We start from the raw sequence: 18308 nt of genomic DNA on the forward strand, positions 1-18308 counted from the left end.
CCGCGGGACTCAGGCGGTGACGGCGCCGGCCGTCTCCGGGGCCGGCGCGACCTCCCCGCGTCCGATGCCGCGTCGGGTGCGGGCCGCGCCGATCCCGCGGCACGCCAGGTAGATGACGAATGCGATGGCGGTGATGAACGCCGAGACCGGAACCCCGGGGGCGAGGGCGAGCAGGATGCCACCGACCGCGGAGACCTCCGCGAAGAGCACGGACAGCACCGTCGCGGCCAGCGGGCCGCTCGCCACGCGGGCGGCTGCGGCGGCCGGGGTGATGAGCAGCGCCATCACCAGCAGCGCCCCGACGATCTGCACGCCCAGGGCGGCGGTGATTCCGACCAGGACGGCGAAGACGATGGACAGCGCCCGCACCGGCACTCCACGTGCCGCGGCGACCTCGGGGTCGGTGCTGGCGAACAGCAGCGGCCGGTAGATGACCAGCATGGTGCCGATGACGCCGACGGCGCACGCGGCGAGCAACGCGATGCCGGTGCCGCCCGGCGCGACGATCTGGCCGGTGAGGAGGGAGAACGCGGCGCCGGTGCGGCCGTCGTAGGCCCACAGCAGCAGCACGGCCAGCCCGAGCCCGAACGCCATGACGACACCGATGACCGAGTCGCGTTCGCGGGCTCGGGTGCCGAGGACGCCGAAGAGGACGGCCGCCACCACAGCACCGGCCACGGCACCGAGCCCGACGGAGACGCCGACGATCAGGGCCGCGGCGGCACCGGTGAGGGAGAGTTCGGAGGTGCCGTGCACGGAGAACGCCATCTGCCGGCTGATCACCAGGGGTCCGATCACGCCGGCGAGCAGGCCGAGGATCGCGCCGGCGAGCAGCGCCTGCTGCACGAAGTCGTACTGGAGCAGGTCGACGGTGGCCTGCACGTCGAACATCCGGCCCATCGCGTCGGTGAACTTGCTGCTCAATGCTGATCCTCGTGATGGTCGTGGTGGACGCCCTCCCCGGGGCGCAGTCCGCCGGCGCTGCCGAGCGCGTCGATGGCGTCGCCGGTGCCGACGACGACGAGACGGCCGCGGATCTCGAGGACTTCGACGTCGGTCCGGTACAGCTCGGAGAGCACCTCGGAGGTCATGACCTCGGCCGGGGTGCCGATGCGGAACTGCCCGTCGACGAGATACAGCACGCGGTCGACCAGCGGCAGAATCGGGTTGATCTCGTGGGTGACGAACAGTACGGCGGTGCCGTGTTCGCGGCGGCGACGGTCGATGAGGGACGACACGAGGTGCTGGTTGGCCAGGTCCAGGCTGAGCAGCGGTTCGTCGCAGAGCATGACCCGGGGGTCGCCGACGAGTGCCTGCGCGATGCGCAGCCGCTGCTGTTCGCCACCGGAGAGGGAGCCGATCGGGGCGTTCGCGTAGGCCTCGGCGCCGACCTGCCGGATCGCGGCGTCGACGGCGCCCCGGCGGGTCTTCCAGTAGCGCAGGCCGGTGCCCCAACGGTGGCCGTCGACGCCGAGTCCGACGAGGTCGCGTCCGCGCAGCGGCACACCTTCGTCGAGCGACTTCTGTTGCGGCACGTAGCCGACGTGCGAGTTGCCCGTGCGCGCGGGCACGCCGGCGATCGTGGCGGTGCCGCCGCTGAGGGGGAGCTGACCGAGCAGGACCTTCAGCAGCGTGGACTTGCCCGCGCCGTTGGGGCCGAGCACTGCGACGAACTCGCCGGGCTCGACGGTGAGGTCGAGATCCCGCCACAGGACGCGGTCGCCGAAGGCCATGCGCGCGCCGCGGAGTTCGACGGCGGCGCTGTGTCCGGGGGTCGTCGCAGGCGCGCCTGGTGCCGCGGCGGTGCCGCCCGGGGTGACGTCGGCCGGTGTGGTCACGGAAGTGATGTCCTTGCCCTGCTCGAAGGGTCAGCGGGCGGCGTCGAGGGCGGCGGCGAGCGCCTCGGCCGTCTGCTTCTGCCACTGAATGTAGTCCACACCCTCGGGCAGGGTCTCCGTGACTTCGACGACGGGGATGCCCGCGGACTCCGCGGTCGCCCGCATGTCGCGGCTGACCTTGTCCTCGGTCTGGGGGTTGTGGACCAGGACGTCGACCTGCTTGTCGAGGAGCAGCTGGCGGGTCGCGGCGATCGCGGCGGGCGACGGGTCGGTGCCGTTCTCGATCGCGTTCGTGAAGTCGGCGGGGGTGCGGTCCTCGAGCTTCGCGGACGTGACGAGGTAGTAGCCGATGGATTCGGTCTGCGCGACGGGGGTGTTCGCGTGTGCGGCGGCGATCGCGGCGGTCACGTCGGTGACCTCGTGCAGCTGCGAGTGGAACGCGTCGGCGTTGGCGCGGTAGGTGTCGGCCCCGGCCGGATCGAGCTCGGCGAGGCGGTCGGCGACGGCATGGGCGACGGCGTCGGCGGCGGCCAGGTCGTACCAGACGTGCTCGTTGATGCCGCTGTGGTCGTGACCGGCGTGGGCGTCGCCTTCCTCGGCGGCATGGGACTCGGCCTCGCGTTCCTCGGTCGCATGGGTCTCGCCCTCGTGGGTCCCGTCTTCCGGTGCGCTGCCCGCCGAGTGGCTGCCCGCCGAGTGGTCGTGACCGTCGTCGAGGTCGCTGCCGGTGCCGGACTCGAACAGGGCCATGGCGTCGACCGTGGCGGCGCCGGCTCCGGTCGAGTCGAGGATGTCGTCGACGAACTGGTCGTAGCCGCCGCCGTTGTAGACGACGAGGGACGCGTCGCTGATCGCGGCCGCGTCGGCGGGGCTGGCCTCGTACGAGTGCGGGTCGGCGGACGGCTCGGTGATCAGCGACTGCACCTGGGCGCGGTCCCCGGCGACGGCCTGCGCGACCGAGCCCCACACGTTGGTGGAGGCGACGATGCGGATCTCGCCGGAGTCGCTGCCGCCCGAGCCGCTGCCGCCCGAGTCGCTGCCGCACGCGGCGAGGGTGAGCGCGGCGGCGCAGGTCAAGCCCACGGTCGCGGTGGCGGCGCGCATTCGGCGGGGCAGTCGCACTGTTCCATCTCCTGTGATCACGTTCGGCCGGACGGCCGGGAGGGGCGCGGTTCCACCTTATTGGAAACCGTTACCGTTCCACTTTAGCGGATGTCCGGGTCCGCGCCCATCCGGCCCGATTCGTCGCCGCGGCGCCGACCCGATACCGTCCGTTCATGCCCAGGTCTCGTCAGCCGCGTCCCCAGGCCACCCTGGCGTCGATCGCTGCCGAGCTGAAGATCTCCCGCACCACCGTCTCCAACGCCTACAACCGGCCGGACCAGCTGTCCGCCGAGCTTCGCGAGCAGATCCTCGAGGTCGCCAAGCGCCGGGGCTACGCCGGCCCGGACCCGATGGCCCGTTCGCTGCGTACCCGCCGGGCCGGGGCGGTGGGCGTGCTGCTCACCGAAGCGCTGAGCTACTCGTTCCGGGATCCGGCCGCGATGAGTTTCCTGTCCGGCCTGTCCGAGTCCTGCGAGGCTGCCGGCGAGGGACTGCTGCTCATCCCCGCCGGGCCGGGCCGCGACGAGGAGGAGGCGGCCCAGGTCGTGCACGGCGCCGCGGTCGACGGCTTCGTCGTCTACTCGGTGCCGTCCGACGACCCGTATCTCGCGGCCGTCCTCGAGCGGAACCTGCCCCTGGTGGTGTGTGACCAACCCCGCGGCATCGCGAGCGCGCCGCTGGTCGGCATCGACGACCGCGGCGCGATGCGTGGGCTCGCCGAGCACCTCATCGGTCTCGGCCACCACCGGATCGGGGTGCTGTGCATGCGTCTCGGCCGTGACCGCCGCGACGGCGTCGTCGATCCCGCCCGCTTCGAGTCCGACCGCTTCCACGTCCAGCACGAGCGGATCATCGGCGTGCAGGAAGCCCTGCGGGCGGCCGGGCTCGACCCCGCGAGCCTCACCGTCGTCGAACGCTATGCGCACACCGCGGAGGACGGCGCCTCCGGTGCCGCGCAGGCGCTGGCGGCGGACCCGACGATCACCGCCCTGATGTGCACCACCGACGTTCTCGCGCTCGGCGCGCTGGCGTGGGCGCGCAGCGCCGGTCTCGAGGTGCCCGGACAGTTGTCGATCACCGGCTTCGACGGGATCGGCGAAGCCCTGCGCGAGGGCGTGACCACCGTGCGCCAGCCTCAGGAGGAGAAGGGCAGGCGCACCGGCGCCCTGCTCATGGCCGCACCGTCACACTCCGGGGTCGCGACGGTGGAGACGCTCCCGACGGAACTGCTCATCGGCCAGACCACCGGCGTGCACGACGAGACGTCGATCTACGCCGAGTGATCGACGGCCGACAGCGTCCGGTCCGCCTCCGCCGGTGCCGCCAGCAGCTGCGCGCACCGCAGCAGCCCGAGGTGGCTGTACGCCTGGGGGTGGTTGCCGAGTGACCGCTCGGCCACGGGGTCGTACTCCTCGCTGAGCAGGCCCGTGGGGCCTGCCGCGTCGACGAGCTGCGCGAACAGCGCCTCCGCCTGCGGACGGGCACCCACGAGGAGGTATGCCTCCACCAGCCACGCCGCGCACAGGTGGAAGCCGCCCTCGGTGCCGGGAAGGCCGTCGTCGTGCAGGTAGCGGTACACCGTCGACCCGCTGCGCAGTTCCGCCTCCGTGGCGACGACCGTCGCGTGGAATCGCGGGTCCTCGGGGTCGATGAGCCCGGACAGGCCGATGAACAGCGTCGCCGCGTCGAGGTCGGTGCCGTCGTAGGCCGCGGTGTAGGAGCAGACGTCCTCGTTCCAGCCCTTCTCCAGCACCTCCTCCGCGATCTCCGCGCGCAGGCCGGCCCAGCCGTCGCCGGCGGTGCGCCCGAAATTCTCGGCCAGTGTCAGCGCGCGGTCCACGGTCAGCCAGCCCATGACCTTCGAGTAGACGTGGTGGCGCGGGTTGTCGCGGATCTCCCAGATGCCGTGGTCGGGCTCGAACCAGCGGCACTCCACGGCGGTGACCATGGCGCACACCAGTTCCCAGTCCCGGTCGGTGAGGGCCCGGTCGTGCGGGACGCCGCGTTCCTCCCGGCGGTGTGCCAGCGCCGAGATCAGGTCCACGATCGGACCGAACACGTCGAGCTGGACCTGCTGGCTCGCGGCGTTGCCGACCCGCACGGGCCGGGAGCCCGCGTAGCCGGGCAGCGTGTCGATGACTGCCTCGGGCGGCAGGGCACCACCCGCCAGCGTGTACAGCGGGTGCAGGCGCTCGGGGCCCGGAACGGTGTCGAGCACACGGTGCACCCAGTCCAGGTAGGCGTCCGCCTCGGCGAGCGACCCCACGCTCACCAGGGCATGCGCGGTCAGCGCGGCATCGCGCAGCCAGCAGTAGCGGTAGTCCCAGTTGCGGACGCCGCCGATCTCCTCGGGCAGCGACGTGGTCGCGGCCGCCATGATGGAGCCCGTCGGCGCGTGCACGAGGCCGCGCAGGGTCAGTGCCGACCGCTTCATCAGGTCCCGCTTGAGCGGCGGCAGGTCCAGGCCCGCCGCCCACTTCCACCAGTACTCCTCCGCGGATGCGCGCCGCTGCACCTCCGCGACGGGGTGTGGGCCGATGTCGTCTGTGCCGCAACGGAATTCGAGGATGATGTCGCCGTCCGACGGGTCGACGACGGCGTGCGCGGTCTGATGGGCGCCGTCGGTGGTGATGTTCCACTCGACGCCGGGGGAGCGCAGCACGTACGGCTCGTTGAAGCCCAGTACCCGCAGGCCGTCCGCCACGGGCTCGAGCCCGACCTGGCCCTGGCCGAACTCGGGGCGCGGGGCGAACGTCACCACCGCCCGGGCCTTGCCGGTGATGACGCGGGTCAGGTCGGTGCGGCCCGGCTCGACGTCGTGCGGAAGGTAGTCGATCACCGCGAGGCTCGCCCAGCGGGTCACCACGGTCATGGTGCCGTCGATGTAGCGCTGGCTCAGGGGCAGGGCCTCACGGCTCGGCCCGATGGTGAAGTGCCCGGCGGGTTCGCCGCCGAGCAGGTGCGCGAACACGGCGGCGGAGTCCGGCTCGGGATGGCACAGCCACGTCACCGTGCCGTCCGGGGTCAGCAGGGCCTTCGCACGCGGGCTCGCGAGCATCGTCAGCCGCTCGATCGGGCAGGCCGCCGCCCCCGAGAGCCATGTGCGGCGCTGCTCGAGCAGGAACGCCAGCGCGGCCGCGACATCCTCGACCGTGCCGATCCGGTATTGCGCGGCGGTCTCGCCGTCGCCGACCTTGACCCCCACGTCCGGGCCGTGGAGGGACGCGAAGGCCTTCTCGTCCGTCACGTCGTCGCCGAAGAAGACCGCGGCGCTCGCCGACTCCTGATGGCGGATGATGTCCAGCGCGTGGCCCTTGTCGGTGGGCACGACCGCCAGCTCGATCACGGCCTTGCCCTCGGTGACCTGCACCCCCGGGTGCCGGGCGAGATCGCCGCGGACCAGCGACAGTGCCTGCTCGGCATCCCCCGGGTCGGCGTTGCGCACGTGCAGCGCAGCACTCGCCGGCTTCGACTCGACGTGCACACCCTCGTAGCGGGCGGCGATCACTTCGAGCTCGGCGACGATGTCGCGCAGCAGCTGCCGGGCATCGCTGTCGATGGCGTGCACGAAGCCGATGTCGAACTCGGAGCCGTGGCTACCGACGAGCTGCACCTCGGCGGGCAGGCGGGACAGGGCGGCGAGATCCTTCAGGGCCCGGCCGGAGATCACGGCGGCGGCCGTGGACGGCAGACCGGCGAGCGCGCGCAGAGCGCGGACCGACTCGGCGTTCGGGAACGCCTTGTCCGGATCCGAGACGATCGGCGCGACGGTTCCGTCGTAGTCGGAGGCCACGAGGAGTCGCGGGGTCCGCGCCAGCGCGACGAGGGCGCGGCGCAGGTCGATCGGGAGGTCTTGGGCGCTCACTCACTCAAAGGTAGGTGATCGGGCCGCCGGCGTCGTCTCCCATGTCCGGTTCGGGACGTGTTTCCCGTTACAGTTGCGCGACTCGCGGCGCAGGTCAGCCTTCCTGGACCGGAATCGAGGCCGGCCGGTGCGAGCCGTCGCCGAGCAGCAGCTCGACGGTCAGCTCCAGCCGCCGCGCGACGTCCGTCGCGGACGAACGCCGCGTCAGCCACGCCACGAGGTTCGACAACCACACGTCGCTGATCACCCGGGCGATCGCGAGCTCCTCTTCGGTGGGCTCGCCCTCGTTCATCGCGCGGGCGAACAGCCGGTCCATGAGCAGGCCGACCTGATCGACCTCGGCGGCGGCGGAGGCGTCGGCGAACATGAACGCCCGGGTCATGGCTTCGGTGAGCAGCGGGTCGCGCTGCATGGCCTTGGTGATCAGGCTCAGGATCAGCTGCATCCGCTCGAGCGGGGTGTGACCGGGCGGGATCTTGCCCTTGCCTTCGATGCGTGCGAACTCGCGACCGAGGGCGGAGACGAGCAGATGCACCTTCGACGGGAAGTACCGGTACAGGGTGCCGACTGCCACGTCGGCCTTCTCGGCGACGGAGCGCATCTGCACGGCCTCGTACCCGCCCTTGGACGCGAGCGCCAGGGTGGCGTCGAGTATCCGCTTGCGGCGTTCCTTCTGGGCGTTGGAACTGAGGTCGTCCTCGGTGAGGGCGGTGAGAGTTCCGCTGCCGGTGGAACGCGAGCGGGACGATGTCGTCATCGAGATGTCTTCCTCTGCCTTGACTCTGAACCGGCTGTCATATTAGAACACGTTCTAGGCATTGTGTCATTCCCGAAAGGCGGAAACCCGCTGTGAGCATCGCCACCACCGACGAACAGGTGGCCGCCCAGGCCTCTGTGCAGGCCTGGGCGCGCGCCACGCCGCCGATCCAGAACCTACGTGACCACCCGGCCGGAATGTGGCAGCCGGGGTGGGCGTCCCTCGCCGAACTCGGGATCTTCGCCGTCGCCGTGCCCGAGGCCGCGGGCGGCGCCGACGCCACCGTCGTCGACCTGGCGACGATGCTCGAACAGGCTGCGTACCACCTCGCGACCGGGCCGGTGCTGCCCACCGCGCTGGCCGCCCTCGTCTTCGGGCGTGCCGCCGGTTCGGACGGCGCCAAGTGGGCGGAGCTGCTCGCCGAGGGCGCCCTGCCCACCGCGGTCGCGCTGGACGGCGCACTCACCGCGACCGCGCGGGAGGGCGGGTACGACCTCGACGGCGATGCGGGAACGGCGATCGGCGGCGAGCCCGGGGTCGCGGTCCTCGCCCGTATCGGCGCCGGCGACGGAGCCGAATGCTGGGCGCTGCTCGAGGCGGACACCCCCGGGCTGAGCCTCGAACCGCTCGACACCCTCGACAAGTCCCGGGCCCTCACGCGAGTGCGGCTCACCCGCGTCGCAGTCCCGACCGACCGCGTCGTCTCCGTTCCGGCAGGTCTGGTCCGCGACCTCGCCGCCACCCTCGCCGCGGTCGAACTGGCCGGTGTCGCCGGCTGGGCACTGACCACGGCCGTGGAGTACGCCAAGATCCGCGAACAGTTCGGTAGGCCCATCGGCTCCTTCCAGGCGGTCAAACACCTGTGTGCCGAGATGCTGTGCCGCACCGAGAAGATCCGGGCGACGGCCTGGGACGCCGCCGTGGCGGCCGATGCGGCGCCGCACGAACTGCCACTGGCCGCGGCCGTCGCCGCTGCCGTGGCTCTCGACGCCGCCGTGCAGAACGCCAAGGATGTCATCCAGGTGCTCGGCGGCATCGGCTTCACGTGGGAGCACGACGCGCACCTGTACCTGCGCCGCGCCGTCGCCACCCGCCAGCTGCTCGGCGGCTCCGCGGCCTGGCGGGCCCGGGTCGCCGGCCTCGCCCGCTCCGGCGCGCGTCGGCACCTCACCGTCGATCTGAGCGCATTCGACGACGAACGCGCGCGTATCCGCGCCGAGATCGCACAGCACCTCGACCGGCCCGGACCGCAGCAGCGGGCCGCGCTCGCCGAGGCCGGGTTCCTGGCCCCGCACTGGCCGCCGCCGTACGGACGGGGCGCACACGCCGCGCAGCAGATCCTCATCGAGGAGGAACTCGCGTCCGCCGGGGTGGAGCGGCCCGATCTGGTCATCGGGTGGTGGGCCGTGCCGACCATCCTCGAGCACGGCACCGCCGGGCAGATCGAACGTTTCGCCGCACCGACACTGCGCGGGGAGATCGTCTGGTGCCAGCTGTTCTCCGAACCGGGCGCAGGATCCGATCTGGCGTCGCTGCGCACCACCGCGGAACGGGTCGACGGCGGCTGGCGCCTGCAGGGGCAGAAGGTGTGGACGTCGCTCGCGCAGGAGGCGGACTGGGCGATCTGCCTGGCCCGCACCGATCGTGACGCCCCGAAGCACAAGGGCATCACCTACTTCCTCGTCGACATGAAGTCCGCGGGCATCACCGTCTCGCCGCTCCGGGAGATCACCGGCGACGCGCTCTTCAACGAGGTGTTCCTCGACGGCGTGTTCGTCCCCGACGAGTGCGTCGTCGGTCCGCTCGGCGGCGGGTGGCGGCTCGCCCGCACCACGCTCGCCAACGAACGGGTCGCGATGAGCGGCGGGTCCTCGCTCGGGAAGGCGGTCGAGCAACTGCTGGACCTGGTGGCGCCCGGCGACCCGGTGGCCGAGGACCGGATCGGCGGGCTCGTCGCCGAGGCCACGGCCGGCTCGCTGCTCGAGCTGCGGACCACCCTGGCGCAGCTCGACGGTCAGGATCCCGGTCCGGCATCGAGCGTGCGCAAGCTGATCGGCGTGCGGCAGCGTCAGGACACCGCGGAGCTCGCGATGGATCTCGCCGGCGAGGCCGGCTGGGTCGAGGGGCCGCTGACGCGCGAGTTCCTCAACACGCGTTGCCTGACGATCGCCGGCGGCACCGAGCAGATCCTGCTCACCCTCGCGGCGGAGCGCCTGCTGGGTCTGCCGCGCGGCTGATCGGTACTTCCACGTGCCGCGCCGAGGTGATACAACTAGAACACGTTCTAATCGAAGGTGGATCCGTGGACTTCGCTCGTGACGACACGCAGGAGGCCGTGGCCGAGGTCGCGGTGGGCCTGCTGGCCCGCGGCCTGGGCCCGGACGAACTGTGGCGTGCCCTCGCCGACGCCGACCTGCTCTCTCTCGCCCTGCCCGCGCGGCTCGGCGGTGACGATCTCGGTGTCGCCGAGGTCACCGCTCTGCTCACCGAGATCGGACGCGGCGCCGCACCCGTGCCGGCCCTGGCCACCCTGGGCTTCGGCGTGCTGCCCGTCCGGACCCTCGCCACCGCGGCGCAGCAGGACGAGCTGCTCGCGGACGTCGGTGACGGCGCCGTCCTCACCGCCGCTCTCGCCGAGGCCGGCCGGGCCTTCCCGGCGTCGCCTGCCGCCACGGCGGTACCCGACGGGGAACGCCACGCCGTCACCGGGCACTTCGTCGGCGTCCCCTACGCGGCGACGGCGCGACGGATCCTGGTGCCCACCGCCGCCGGTGTGATCGCCGTCGAGCCCACGGCGCCGGGCGTCACCCTCACCGAGAGCCCGTCGTCGGCCCGTGCTCCCGAGTTCTCCGTGCGGCTCGACTCCGCTCCGGGCCTGCGCCTCGGCGACGGCGCCGACCCGGCCGCCGACGTCGCCGCCCTGTACCGTCTGGCGCTCGCCGCAGTCGGTGCCTACGCGGACGGACTGCTCTCGGGGGCAACGCAACTCACCGCACAGCACGTGAGCACCCGCCATCAGTTCGGCAGGCCGCTCGCCACGTTCCAGGCGGTGGCCCAGCAGATCGCCGACGTCTACGTCACCTCCCGCACCCTGCACGTCGCGGCACTCGCCGCGGCCTGGCGCGTCGCGCAGGACGCCCGCAGCACCGCCGCGGACGACGACCTCGACGTCGCCGCGTACTGGATCGTCGCGGAGCTGCCGCCCGCGATGGGCGTGCTGCACCACTTGCACGGCGGTCTCGGCGTGGACGAGACCTACCCGCTGCACCGCTATTCCTCGACCGCAAAGGACCTGGCGCGCCTGCTCGGCGGCGCCTCGTACCGACTAGACCTCGTGGGGGCCCGGTGTTCATCGACCTGACCGACGAGCAGCGCGCGCTGCAGGCGGAACTGCGACGGTACTTCGCAGATCTGATCTCGCCCGAGGAAGCCGCGATCATGCGCACCGAGCGCCACGGACCCACCTATCGGGAGGTCGTGCGCCGGATGGGCAAGGACGGCTGGCTCGGGGTCGGCTGGCCCGTCGAATTCGGCGGCCGCGGCTTCGGTGAGGTCGAGCAGCAGATCTTCGTCAACGAAGCCGTGCGCGCCGACGTGCCGCTGCCCAGCGTCACCCTGCAGACCGTCGGGCCGACCCTGCAGGTCTACGGGACCGAGGAACAGAAGCGGAAGTTCCTGCCCGCCATCCTCGCGGGGGAGGTGCACTTCGCGATCGGCTATTCCGAGCCCGACGCCGGAACCGACCTCGCGGCGCTGCGCACCACGGCCGTGCGCGACGGCGACCACTATGTGGTGAACGGGCAGAAGATCTTCACCACCGGCGGCCACGACGCCGACTACATCTGGCTCGCGGTTCGCACCGGCAGCGCCGACTCGCGGCATCGCGGCATCTCGATCCTCATCGTGGACACCAAGGATCCCGGCTTCGGCTGGACGCCCATCATCACCTGCGACGGCGCGCATCACGTCAACGCCACCTACTACAGCGACGTGCGCGTCCCGGTCGAGATGCTCGTCGGCGAGGAGGACAAGGGCTGGCGGCTGATCACCACCCAGCTCAACCACGAACGCGTCATGCTCGGCCCCGCCGGTCGCGTGGGCGGGCTCTACGATCGGTTGTCCGCCTGGGCCCGTTCCCGGGACCTGCTCGGCGAGCCCGACGTGCGGCGCGCGCTCGGCGAGATCCATGCGACGTTCCGGCTCAACGAACTGCTCAACTGGCAGGTCGCCGCCAGCGAATCCGAGGCCGTGGACATCGCGGACGCGTCGGCCACCAAGGTGTTCGCCACCGAACGCATCCAGCGCGCGGGCCGGCTCGCGGAGGAGATCGTCGGCCGGTTCGGGGACCCGGGCGACCCGGCGACCGCGGACCTGCTGCGCTGGCTCGACATGCAGGTCAAGCGGAACCTGGTGATCACCTTCGGCGGCGGTGTCAACGAGGTGATGCGCGAGCTGATCGCGACGGCGGGCCTGGCCATGCCCAGGGTTCCGCGGTGAAGGAGGACGTGTCGATGAGCACCGGCGTGCCGGGTCCCCACGACGAGATCCGCGCGGCCGCCGAGCGCGTCCGCGCCGACGGCCCGTCCGAGCCGCGGGCGGGCCGTGACCCGGTGAACCTGCCGCTGATCCGCAACTGGCTCGAGGCGATCGGCGACGAGAACCCGATCTACACCGACGACGCAACCGCGATCGCGGCCGGCCACGACGGCGCCGTCGCGCCGCCGGCGATGGCACAGGTGTGGACCATGCGAGGCCTCGGCGCCAAGCGCGAGGAGGACGATCCGCTCCGCCGGATGACGGAGATCCTCGACGAGGCGGGCTACACGTCGGTCGTCGCCACGAACTGCGATCAGCTCTACCACCGCTATCTGCGCCACGGCGAGGAGGTGACCATCGAGTCCACCCTCGAGGACCTCGCCGGACCGAAGAAGACCGGCCTCGGCGAGGGCTGGTTCTTCACCACCCGCAGCGTGTGGAAGGTCGGCGACGAGGTGGTCGCCGAGATGCTCTTCCGCATCCTGAAGTTCGCGCCACCTTCCCGCGCTACCGACCGAATGTCACATCCCGTCGATTCGATCGAACCGATGTCACATTCGGCCCTCACGGTTCCGGAGGATCTCGACCCCACCCGCATGCTGCGGCCGTCCGCGTCGCAGGACACCCGGTTCTTCTGGGACGGTGTCGCCGCGCACGAACTGCGGATCCAGCGGCGCCCCGACGGCACGCTGCAGCATCCCCCGGTGCCGGCCCTGTGGCTCGACAAGGACGAGACGACGGACTACGTCGTCGCGTCCGGCCGGGGCACCGTCTTCAGCTACGTGGTGCACCACGCGCCGAAAGTGCCGGGCCGGACGGCGCCGTTCGTCGTCGCCCTCGTCGAACTCGCCGAGGGCGTCCGGATGCTCGGGGAGCTGCGCGGGGTGGACCCCGGCGACGTGCGCGTCGGGATGCCCGTCGAGGCAATCTTTCTCGATTTCCCGGGCGACGACGACACCGGCGGTGACCCCTGGACCCTGTACGCCTGGCAGCCGAGCGAGGAGCGCGCATGAACGTGGCAACGGCCGGACAAGCCCTGCCGCCGTTGACGATCCGGGCCGACCCGACATTCGTCGTCTCGACTGCGCTGGCCACCAGGGACTTCCAGGATGTGCACCACGACCGCGACAAGGCACAGGAGCGCGGCTCGAAGGACATCTTCGTCAACATCCTCACCGACACCGGACTGGTGCAGCGGTACATCACCGACTGGGCGGGCCCGCGCGCGGTGCTGAAGTCGATCTCGTTGCGGCTGGGAGTGCCCTGGTACGCGTACGACTCGCTCACGCTGACCGGAACCGTCGCCGCCGTCGAGGACGACGGTCGCATCACCGTCGACGTCGTCGGGAGGAACGGTCTGGGCGATCACATCACCGCGAAGGCCGTCCTCGTGATCGGAGGCACCGCATGAGCGAATTGTCCCGTCGCGCCGCCGTCGTCGGTATCGGCGCCACCGACTTCTCCAAGGACTCCGGCCGCAGTGAACTGCGCCTGGCCGCGGAGGCGGTGCGGGCGGCGCTGGCCGACGCCGGACTGCGCCCTGCAGACGTCGACGGCCTGACCTCCTTCACGATGGACACCAACACCGAGATCGCCGTCGCCCGTGCGGTGGGTATCCCGAGCCTGAAGTTCTTCTCGCGGGTCCACTACGGCGGCGGCGCGGCCTGTGCCACCGTGCAGCAGGCGGCAATGGCCGTCGCCACGGGGGTCGCGGAGGTCGTGGTGGTGTACCGGGCATTCAACGAACGCTCCGGTGCGCGGTACGGCCAGGTCAACACCGCGCTGTCCACACAGGTCAATTCCTCGGGCACCGACTACGCCTTCTCCTATCCGCACGGTCTGGGTACCCCGGCGTCGTTCGTGGCGATGGCCGCCCGACGCTACATGCACGTCACCGGCGCCACCAGCGCGGACTTCGGGAAGGTCGCCGTCGCCGCGCGCAGGCACGCCGCAACGAATCCGCACGCCTTCTTCCACGGCAAGCCGATCACCCTCGACGACCACCAGAATTCGCGGTGGATCGCGGAACCGCTGCACCTGCTCGACTGCTGCCAGGAATCCGACGGGGGTGTCGCGCTCGTCGTCACCACCACCGAACGGGCCCGGGACCTGCCGCAGCCGCCCGCCGTGGTGGCGGCCGCCGCGCAGGGCAGCGGACCGGACCAGTACATCATGGCCAGCTACTACCGGGACGGGCTGACGGGGCTGCCCGAGATGGGCATCGTCGGCCGCCAGCTGTGGGAGCAGTCCGGTCTCGGCCCGCAGGACGTGCAGACGGCCGTGCTCTACGACCACTTCACCCCGTACGTGCTCATACAGCTCGAGGAACTCGGCTTCTGCGCACCCGGTGAGGCGAAGGACTTCGTCGCCGACGGCGCGATCGAGGTCGGCGGGCGGCTGCCGCTCAACACCCACGGCGGCCAGCTCGGTGAGGCGTACATCCACGGGATGAACGGCATCGCCGAGGGGGTGCGTCAGGTTCGCGGCACCTCCGTCAATCAAGTTCCCGACGTGGAGAACGTGCTGGTCACCGCAGGCACCGGGGTGCCGACGTCGGGACTGGTGCTGACGCGGGGCTGAGGGCGGTGACGCCGGCCCGGACCGGGAGGGATCCGGCGGGACATCACGGCCGGGAATCGAGCGGGACGGTATAAGTAGGACATGAATTCCGCCTCACACTCAGGCCGCGGCGACGCGGGCCGCGACGCCGACTGGGACGGCCCGGCGCCGTCCATGGCGCCGGCGGACCTGCTGCACGACCCGCCGGTCACCCAGCGCGGGGCGCGCCGCCGTGCCGAGCTGATCGCAGCGGCGCGGGTCGTCTTCGAACGGTCCGGGTTCCTCGACAGCAAGCTCACCGACATCACGCGTGAGGCCAAGTGCTCGACAGGGTCCTTCTACACCTACTTCAACAACAAGGAGGAGGTGTTCGCAGCCGTCCTCCAGGAGGCCCAGGAGGACATGTTGCACCCGGGGATGGGCCGGGTCGCCGGGACCGACGATCCGTACGCGGTGCTCGAGGCCAGCAACCGGGCGTACCTCGAGGCGTACCGTCGTAACGCCCGTCTCATGGTGCTGCTCGAGCAGGTCGCCAGCATCGATCCGCGGTTCCGCGAGCTGCGGCGCCGGCGCGGTGAGACCTTCATCCGCCGTAATGCGCGCAGCATCGCGGACCTGCAGAAGCGGGGCATCGCCGATCCGGAGATCGATCCGATGCTCGCCTCGCGTGCCCTGTCGGGCATGGTCAGCCGCCTCGCCTACTCGACGCTCGCACTGGGCGACGGCGACGGCGTGGATTTCGATGTGCTGGTGTCCACTCTGACGCGGCTGTGGGCGAACGCCCTGCGGATTCCGGAGCGAGCCGCCGCAACCACTTGAACTTGAAGTCTGATTCAACTAAACAGGGGGGACCATCCCGCGACGAGAGGAAAGCCCCGTGCACGTCGAAGACAAGGTTGCCGTTGTCACCGGAGCCGGGAACGGAATCGGCGCGGCACTCGCGGCCCGGCTCGTAGCCGCGGGCGCACGGGTGCTCGTCGCCGACCTCGACGGCGACGCCGCGTGCCGGGTGGCTCGCGAACTCGATCCGGAGGGCGCCGGTCTGGCCGTGGGCGTCGGTGCCGACGTCTCCGATCCCGACCGCATCCGTGCGATCGTGGACCGCGCCGAGACCGACCTCGGTCCCGTGGCGCTGTACTTCGCCAATGCCGGGATCGGGGGCGGGGCGGGACTCGACGTCGACGAAGCCGCCTGGGACCGCGCGCTCGATGTGAACCTGCGCGCGCACGTGCGCGCCGCGCAACTGATGGTGCCGCGGTGGCTCGAGCGAGGGGAGGGCTACTTCGTGAGCACGGCTTCCGCCGCGGGGCTGCTCACCCAGATCGGATCGGCGACCTACTCGGCCACCAAGCACGCCGCGGTGGGATTCGCCGAGTGGTTGTCGGTCACCTACGGCGGCAAGGGAATCCGCGTCAGTTGCGTGTGCCCCATGGGAGTGAACACCCAGTTGCTGCACGAGGGCGAGACCGCCGGCGACGGCCTGGGCGCGGCGGCCACACGGGCCGTCACGTCCGCGGGCGCGGTCCTCGAACCGGCCGACGTCGCGGAGGTGGTGCTCGCGGGCGTCGAGGCCGAGCAGTTCCTGATCCTCCCGCACCCCGAGGTCCTCGACATGTACCGGATGAAGGGAGCCGACTACGACCGTTGGCTCGCCGGAATGCGGCGCTATCAGGAACGGTTGCTGGCCGGTATCTGACGAGCCGGGAAAACCGCTCGAAACCTGTCGGAGGTCTGTAGCACACTGGGGCGCACATCCGACGACGGGGAGGACTCATGGCCGACGCCATAGTCGCCGAGGGGTTGATCAAGAGGTACGGACCGGTCACGGCCCTCGACGGAATCGATCTGCGAGTCCCGGAAGGGACGGTGACGGCGCTGCTCGGGCCCAACGGCGCCGGCAAGACGACCACGGTGCGGGTGCTCACCACCCTGCTCGTGCCGGACGAGGGCCGGGCCACCGTAGCGGGACTCGACGTCGTCGCCGATGCACGCGCGCTGCGTGCGCGCATCGGCGCCTCGGGCCAGTACGCCGCGGTCGACGAATACCTCACCGGCTTCGAGAATCTCGAAATGGTCGGCCGCCTCTATCATCTGGGCATAAAACGCAGCCGCGAGCGGGCACGTGAGTTGCTCGAACAGTTCGACCTGGTCGAGGCGGGGGACCGTCCGGTCAAGGGCTACTCCGGCGGCATGCGGCGCCGGCTCGACCTCGCCGGTGCGCTCGTGGCGCAACCACCCGTGCTGTTCCTGGACGAACCCACCACCGGTCTGGACCCGCGGGCCCGGCTGCAGCTGTGGGAGGTCATCGACCAGCTCGTCGCGCGAGGGACGACGCTGCTGCTCACCACCCAGTACATGGAGGAGGCGGAGCGGCTCGCGGACCGGATCGCGGTCATCGACCGGGGGGTCGTGATCGCCCGCGGTACCGCCGACGAACTCAAGCGCCTCGTCGGCGGGGAACGCATCGAGCTGGGGGTCGCGGACGCCGCCACGATCCCGGCCGTGCGCCGCGAGCTCGACGACCTCGCGGTCGGCGAGATCCAGGCCGACGCGGGTTCCGGTCGCGTCACCGTGCCGCTCAGCGACACCGGCTCGACGGGCAGCGGCGCCGATGCGCTGGCCACGGCGCTCGGCCGCCTGTCCGCGGCCGGCATCCGCGTCACCGATGTGGCGCTGCGCAAACCGACACTGGACGACGTGTTCCTCGCCCTCACCGGGCACGAGGCGGACGAGAAGATCGAGGAGGCGGTGGGATGAACACGGCTCAGATGATGGTGTCGGACGGCGTCACCATCGCCAAGCGCAACGTCATCAAGATCAAGCGGGTGCCCGATCTCATCGTCTTCACGATGCTCTCGCCGATCATGTTCGTGCTGCTGTTCGCGTACGTGTTCGGCAGCGCGATCCAGGTTCCGGGGATGTCCTACCGCGAGTTCCTCATCGCCGGCATCTTCACCCAGACGGTGATCTTCGGGGCGACCTGGACCGGTCTGGGCATGGTCGAGGACCTGCAGAAGGGCATCATCGACCGGTTCCGCTCGTTGCCCATGGCGCCGTCGGCGGTGCTGGTGGGCCGCACCTCCACCGACGTCCTCATCAACGTGCTCAGCCTGGTGGTCATGTCGCTGACGGGTCTGCTCGTCGGGTGGCGGATCCACTCGTCGTTCGGGGAGGCCCTCGCCGGATACGCGCTGCTGCTGTTGTTCGCCTACGCGCTGTCCTGGGTGATGGCGGTGGTGGGGATGTGGATCCGCACGCCGGAGGTGTTCAACAACGCGAGTTTCATGGTGATCTTTCCGCTGTCGTTCGTCGCCAACACCTTCGTCGACATCTCCTCGCTGCCACCGGTGCTGCAGACGATCGCGGAATGGAACCCGGTCTCGGCGCTGACGCAGGCGGTGCGGGAGCTGTTCGGCAACACCAATCCGACGATGCCCGTCTCGGATGCGTGGCCGTTGCAGAACCCGATCCTCGCGTCGCTGCTGTGGACGGCCGCCATGCTGATCGTCTTCGTGCCCTTCGCGATCCGTCGCTACCAGAAGGCCGTCAGCCGCTGAGGGACCTTGGACCGGAGGCGCAGGTCCCCGGTCGACGCCGGATGTCCCAAGGAGCCGGAGCGAGGCCGGTCGGCGTGGGATAGTGGGCCTGC

Annotated in this window: 16 protein-coding genes; 11 read left to right on the plus strand and 5 right to left on the minus strand. The window is 71.1% G+C overall.

Annotation, left to right across the window (positions count from 1 at the left end):
* Positions 1 to 9: 9 nt before the first annotated feature.
* The 3 genes from LZP97_RS24075 to LZP97_RS24085 form a co-directional block, all read right to left on the minus strand.
* Positions 10 to 924, minus strand: coding sequence for a metal ABC transporter permease (locus LZP97_RS24075; protein WP_010594554.1), 915 nt, complete (start codon positions 922 to 924; stop codon positions 10 to 12).
* Entirely contained in the window at positions 921 to 1733 is an 813-nt protein-coding gene (locus LZP97_RS24080; protein ID WP_051009383.1) for a metal ABC transporter ATP-binding protein, read from the minus strand. The genes LZP97_RS24075 and LZP97_RS24080 overlap by 4 nt, the downstream gene beginning before the upstream one ends.
* Positions 1734 to 1868: 135 nt before the next feature.
* Positions 1869 to 2960: a metal ABC transporter solute-binding protein, Zn/Mn family gene (locus tag LZP97_RS24085; RefSeq protein ID WP_372471583.1), complete on the minus strand. Its 1092-nt coding sequence runs from the start codon at positions 2958 to 2960 to the stop codon at positions 1869 to 1871.
* Positions 2961 to 3115: 155 nt separating this feature from the next.
* On the opposite strand from LZP97_RS24085, the gene LZP97_RS24090 reads away from it, so the two are divergent.
* The gene (locus tag LZP97_RS24090; RefSeq protein WP_010594551.1) at positions 3116 to 4225 is read left to right on the plus strand and encodes a LacI family DNA-binding transcriptional regulator; all 1110 of its coding nucleotides are present in this window, start codon (positions 3116 to 3118) and stop codon (positions 4223 to 4225) included.
* On the opposite strand, the gene otsB is transcribed toward LZP97_RS24090, so the two are convergent.
* Both otsB and kstR read right to left on the minus strand, forming a co-directional pair.
* Entirely contained in the window at positions 4213 to 6807 is a 2595-nt protein-coding gene (gene otsB, locus LZP97_RS24095; protein ID WP_010594550.1) for a trehalose-phosphatase, read from the minus strand. The two genes, LZP97_RS24090 and otsB, sit on opposite strands and share 13 nt — an antisense overlap.
* A 94-nt stretch (positions 6808 to 6901) precedes the next feature.
* Positions 6902 to 7564, minus strand: a complete 663-nt coding sequence (kstR, locus tag LZP97_RS24100; protein WP_003935941.1) for a cholesterol catabolism transcriptional regulator KstR — start codon at positions 7562 to 7564, stop codon at positions 6902 to 6904.
* Positions 7565 to 7656: 92 nt separating this feature from the next.
* Between kstR and LZP97_RS24105 the strand changes: the two genes are divergently transcribed.
* The 10 genes from LZP97_RS24105 to LZP97_RS24150 all read left to right on the plus strand — a co-directional run bounded on the left by LZP97_RS24105 (position 7657) and on the right by LZP97_RS24150 (position 18216).
* On the plus strand, positions 7657 to 9801 hold the full coding sequence (locus LZP97_RS24105; RefSeq protein ID WP_048773388.1) for an acyl-CoA dehydrogenase: 2145 nt from the start codon (positions 7657 to 7659) through the stop codon (positions 9799 to 9801).
* A gap of 65 nt (positions 9802 to 9866) precedes the next feature.
* Positions 9867 to 10925: an acyl-CoA dehydrogenase family protein gene (locus LZP97_RS24110; RefSeq protein WP_040273780.1), complete on the plus strand. Its 1059-nt coding sequence runs from the start codon at positions 9867 to 9869 to the stop codon at positions 10923 to 10925.
* Complete coding sequence (locus LZP97_RS24115) at positions 10910 to 12061, plus strand: acyl-CoA dehydrogenase family protein (RefSeq protein ID WP_048773386.1); 1152 nt, start codon at positions 10910 to 10912, stop codon at positions 12059 to 12061. The genes LZP97_RS24110 and LZP97_RS24115 overlap by 16 nt, the downstream gene beginning before the upstream one ends.
* 14 nt (positions 12062 to 12075) lie before the next feature.
* Positions 12076 to 13113 carry a bifunctional MaoC family dehydratase N-terminal/OB-fold nucleic acid binding domain-containing protein gene (locus LZP97_RS24120; protein WP_048773384.1) on the plus strand — a complete coding sequence of 346 codons (1038 nt, stop codon included), beginning with the start codon at positions 12076 to 12078 and terminating at the stop codon, positions 13111 to 13113.
* Positions 13110 to 13511, plus strand: coding sequence for a MaoC family dehydratase (locus LZP97_RS24125; RefSeq protein WP_010594545.1), 402 nt, complete (start codon positions 13110 to 13112; stop codon positions 13509 to 13511). Before LZP97_RS24120 ends, LZP97_RS24125 begins: the two co-directional genes overlap by 4 nt.
* A complete protein-coding gene (locus LZP97_RS24130) occupies positions 13508 to 14680 on the plus strand; it encodes a lipid-transfer protein (RefSeq protein ID WP_048773381.1) in 1173 nt (390 codons plus the stop codon). Before LZP97_RS24125 ends, LZP97_RS24130 begins: the two co-directional genes overlap by 4 nt.
* Before the next feature lie 81 nt (positions 14681 to 14761).
* Positions 14762 to 15478 carry a TetR/AcrR family transcriptional regulator gene (locus LZP97_RS24135; RefSeq protein ID WP_003935934.1) on the plus strand — a complete coding sequence of 239 codons (717 nt, stop codon included), beginning with the start codon at positions 14762 to 14764 and terminating at the stop codon, positions 15476 to 15478.
* A 58-nt stretch (positions 15479 to 15536) separates the two neighbouring features.
* Positions 15537 to 16355: an SDR family oxidoreductase gene (locus LZP97_RS24140; RefSeq protein ID WP_048773379.1), complete on the plus strand. Its 819-nt coding sequence runs from the start codon at positions 15537 to 15539 to the stop codon at positions 16353 to 16355.
* Positions 16356 to 16432: 77 nt separating this feature from the next.
* Complete coding sequence (locus LZP97_RS24145) at positions 16433 to 17416, plus strand: daunorubicin resistance protein DrrA family ABC transporter ATP-binding protein (protein WP_010594539.1); 984 nt, start codon at positions 16433 to 16435, stop codon at positions 17414 to 17416.
* Positions 17413 to 18216, plus strand: coding sequence for an ABC transporter permease (locus LZP97_RS24150; RefSeq protein WP_010594538.1), 804 nt, complete (start codon positions 17413 to 17415; stop codon positions 18214 to 18216). The genes LZP97_RS24145 and LZP97_RS24150 overlap by 4 nt, the downstream gene beginning before the upstream one ends.
* Positions 18217 to 18308: the final 92 nt, after the last annotated feature.

This window comes from Rhodococcus sp. DMF-1 (genome assembly GCF_021441945.1).
Taxonomy (GTDB): domain Bacteria; phylum Actinomycetota; class Actinomycetes; order Mycobacteriales; family Mycobacteriaceae; genus Rhodococcus; species Rhodococcus ruber.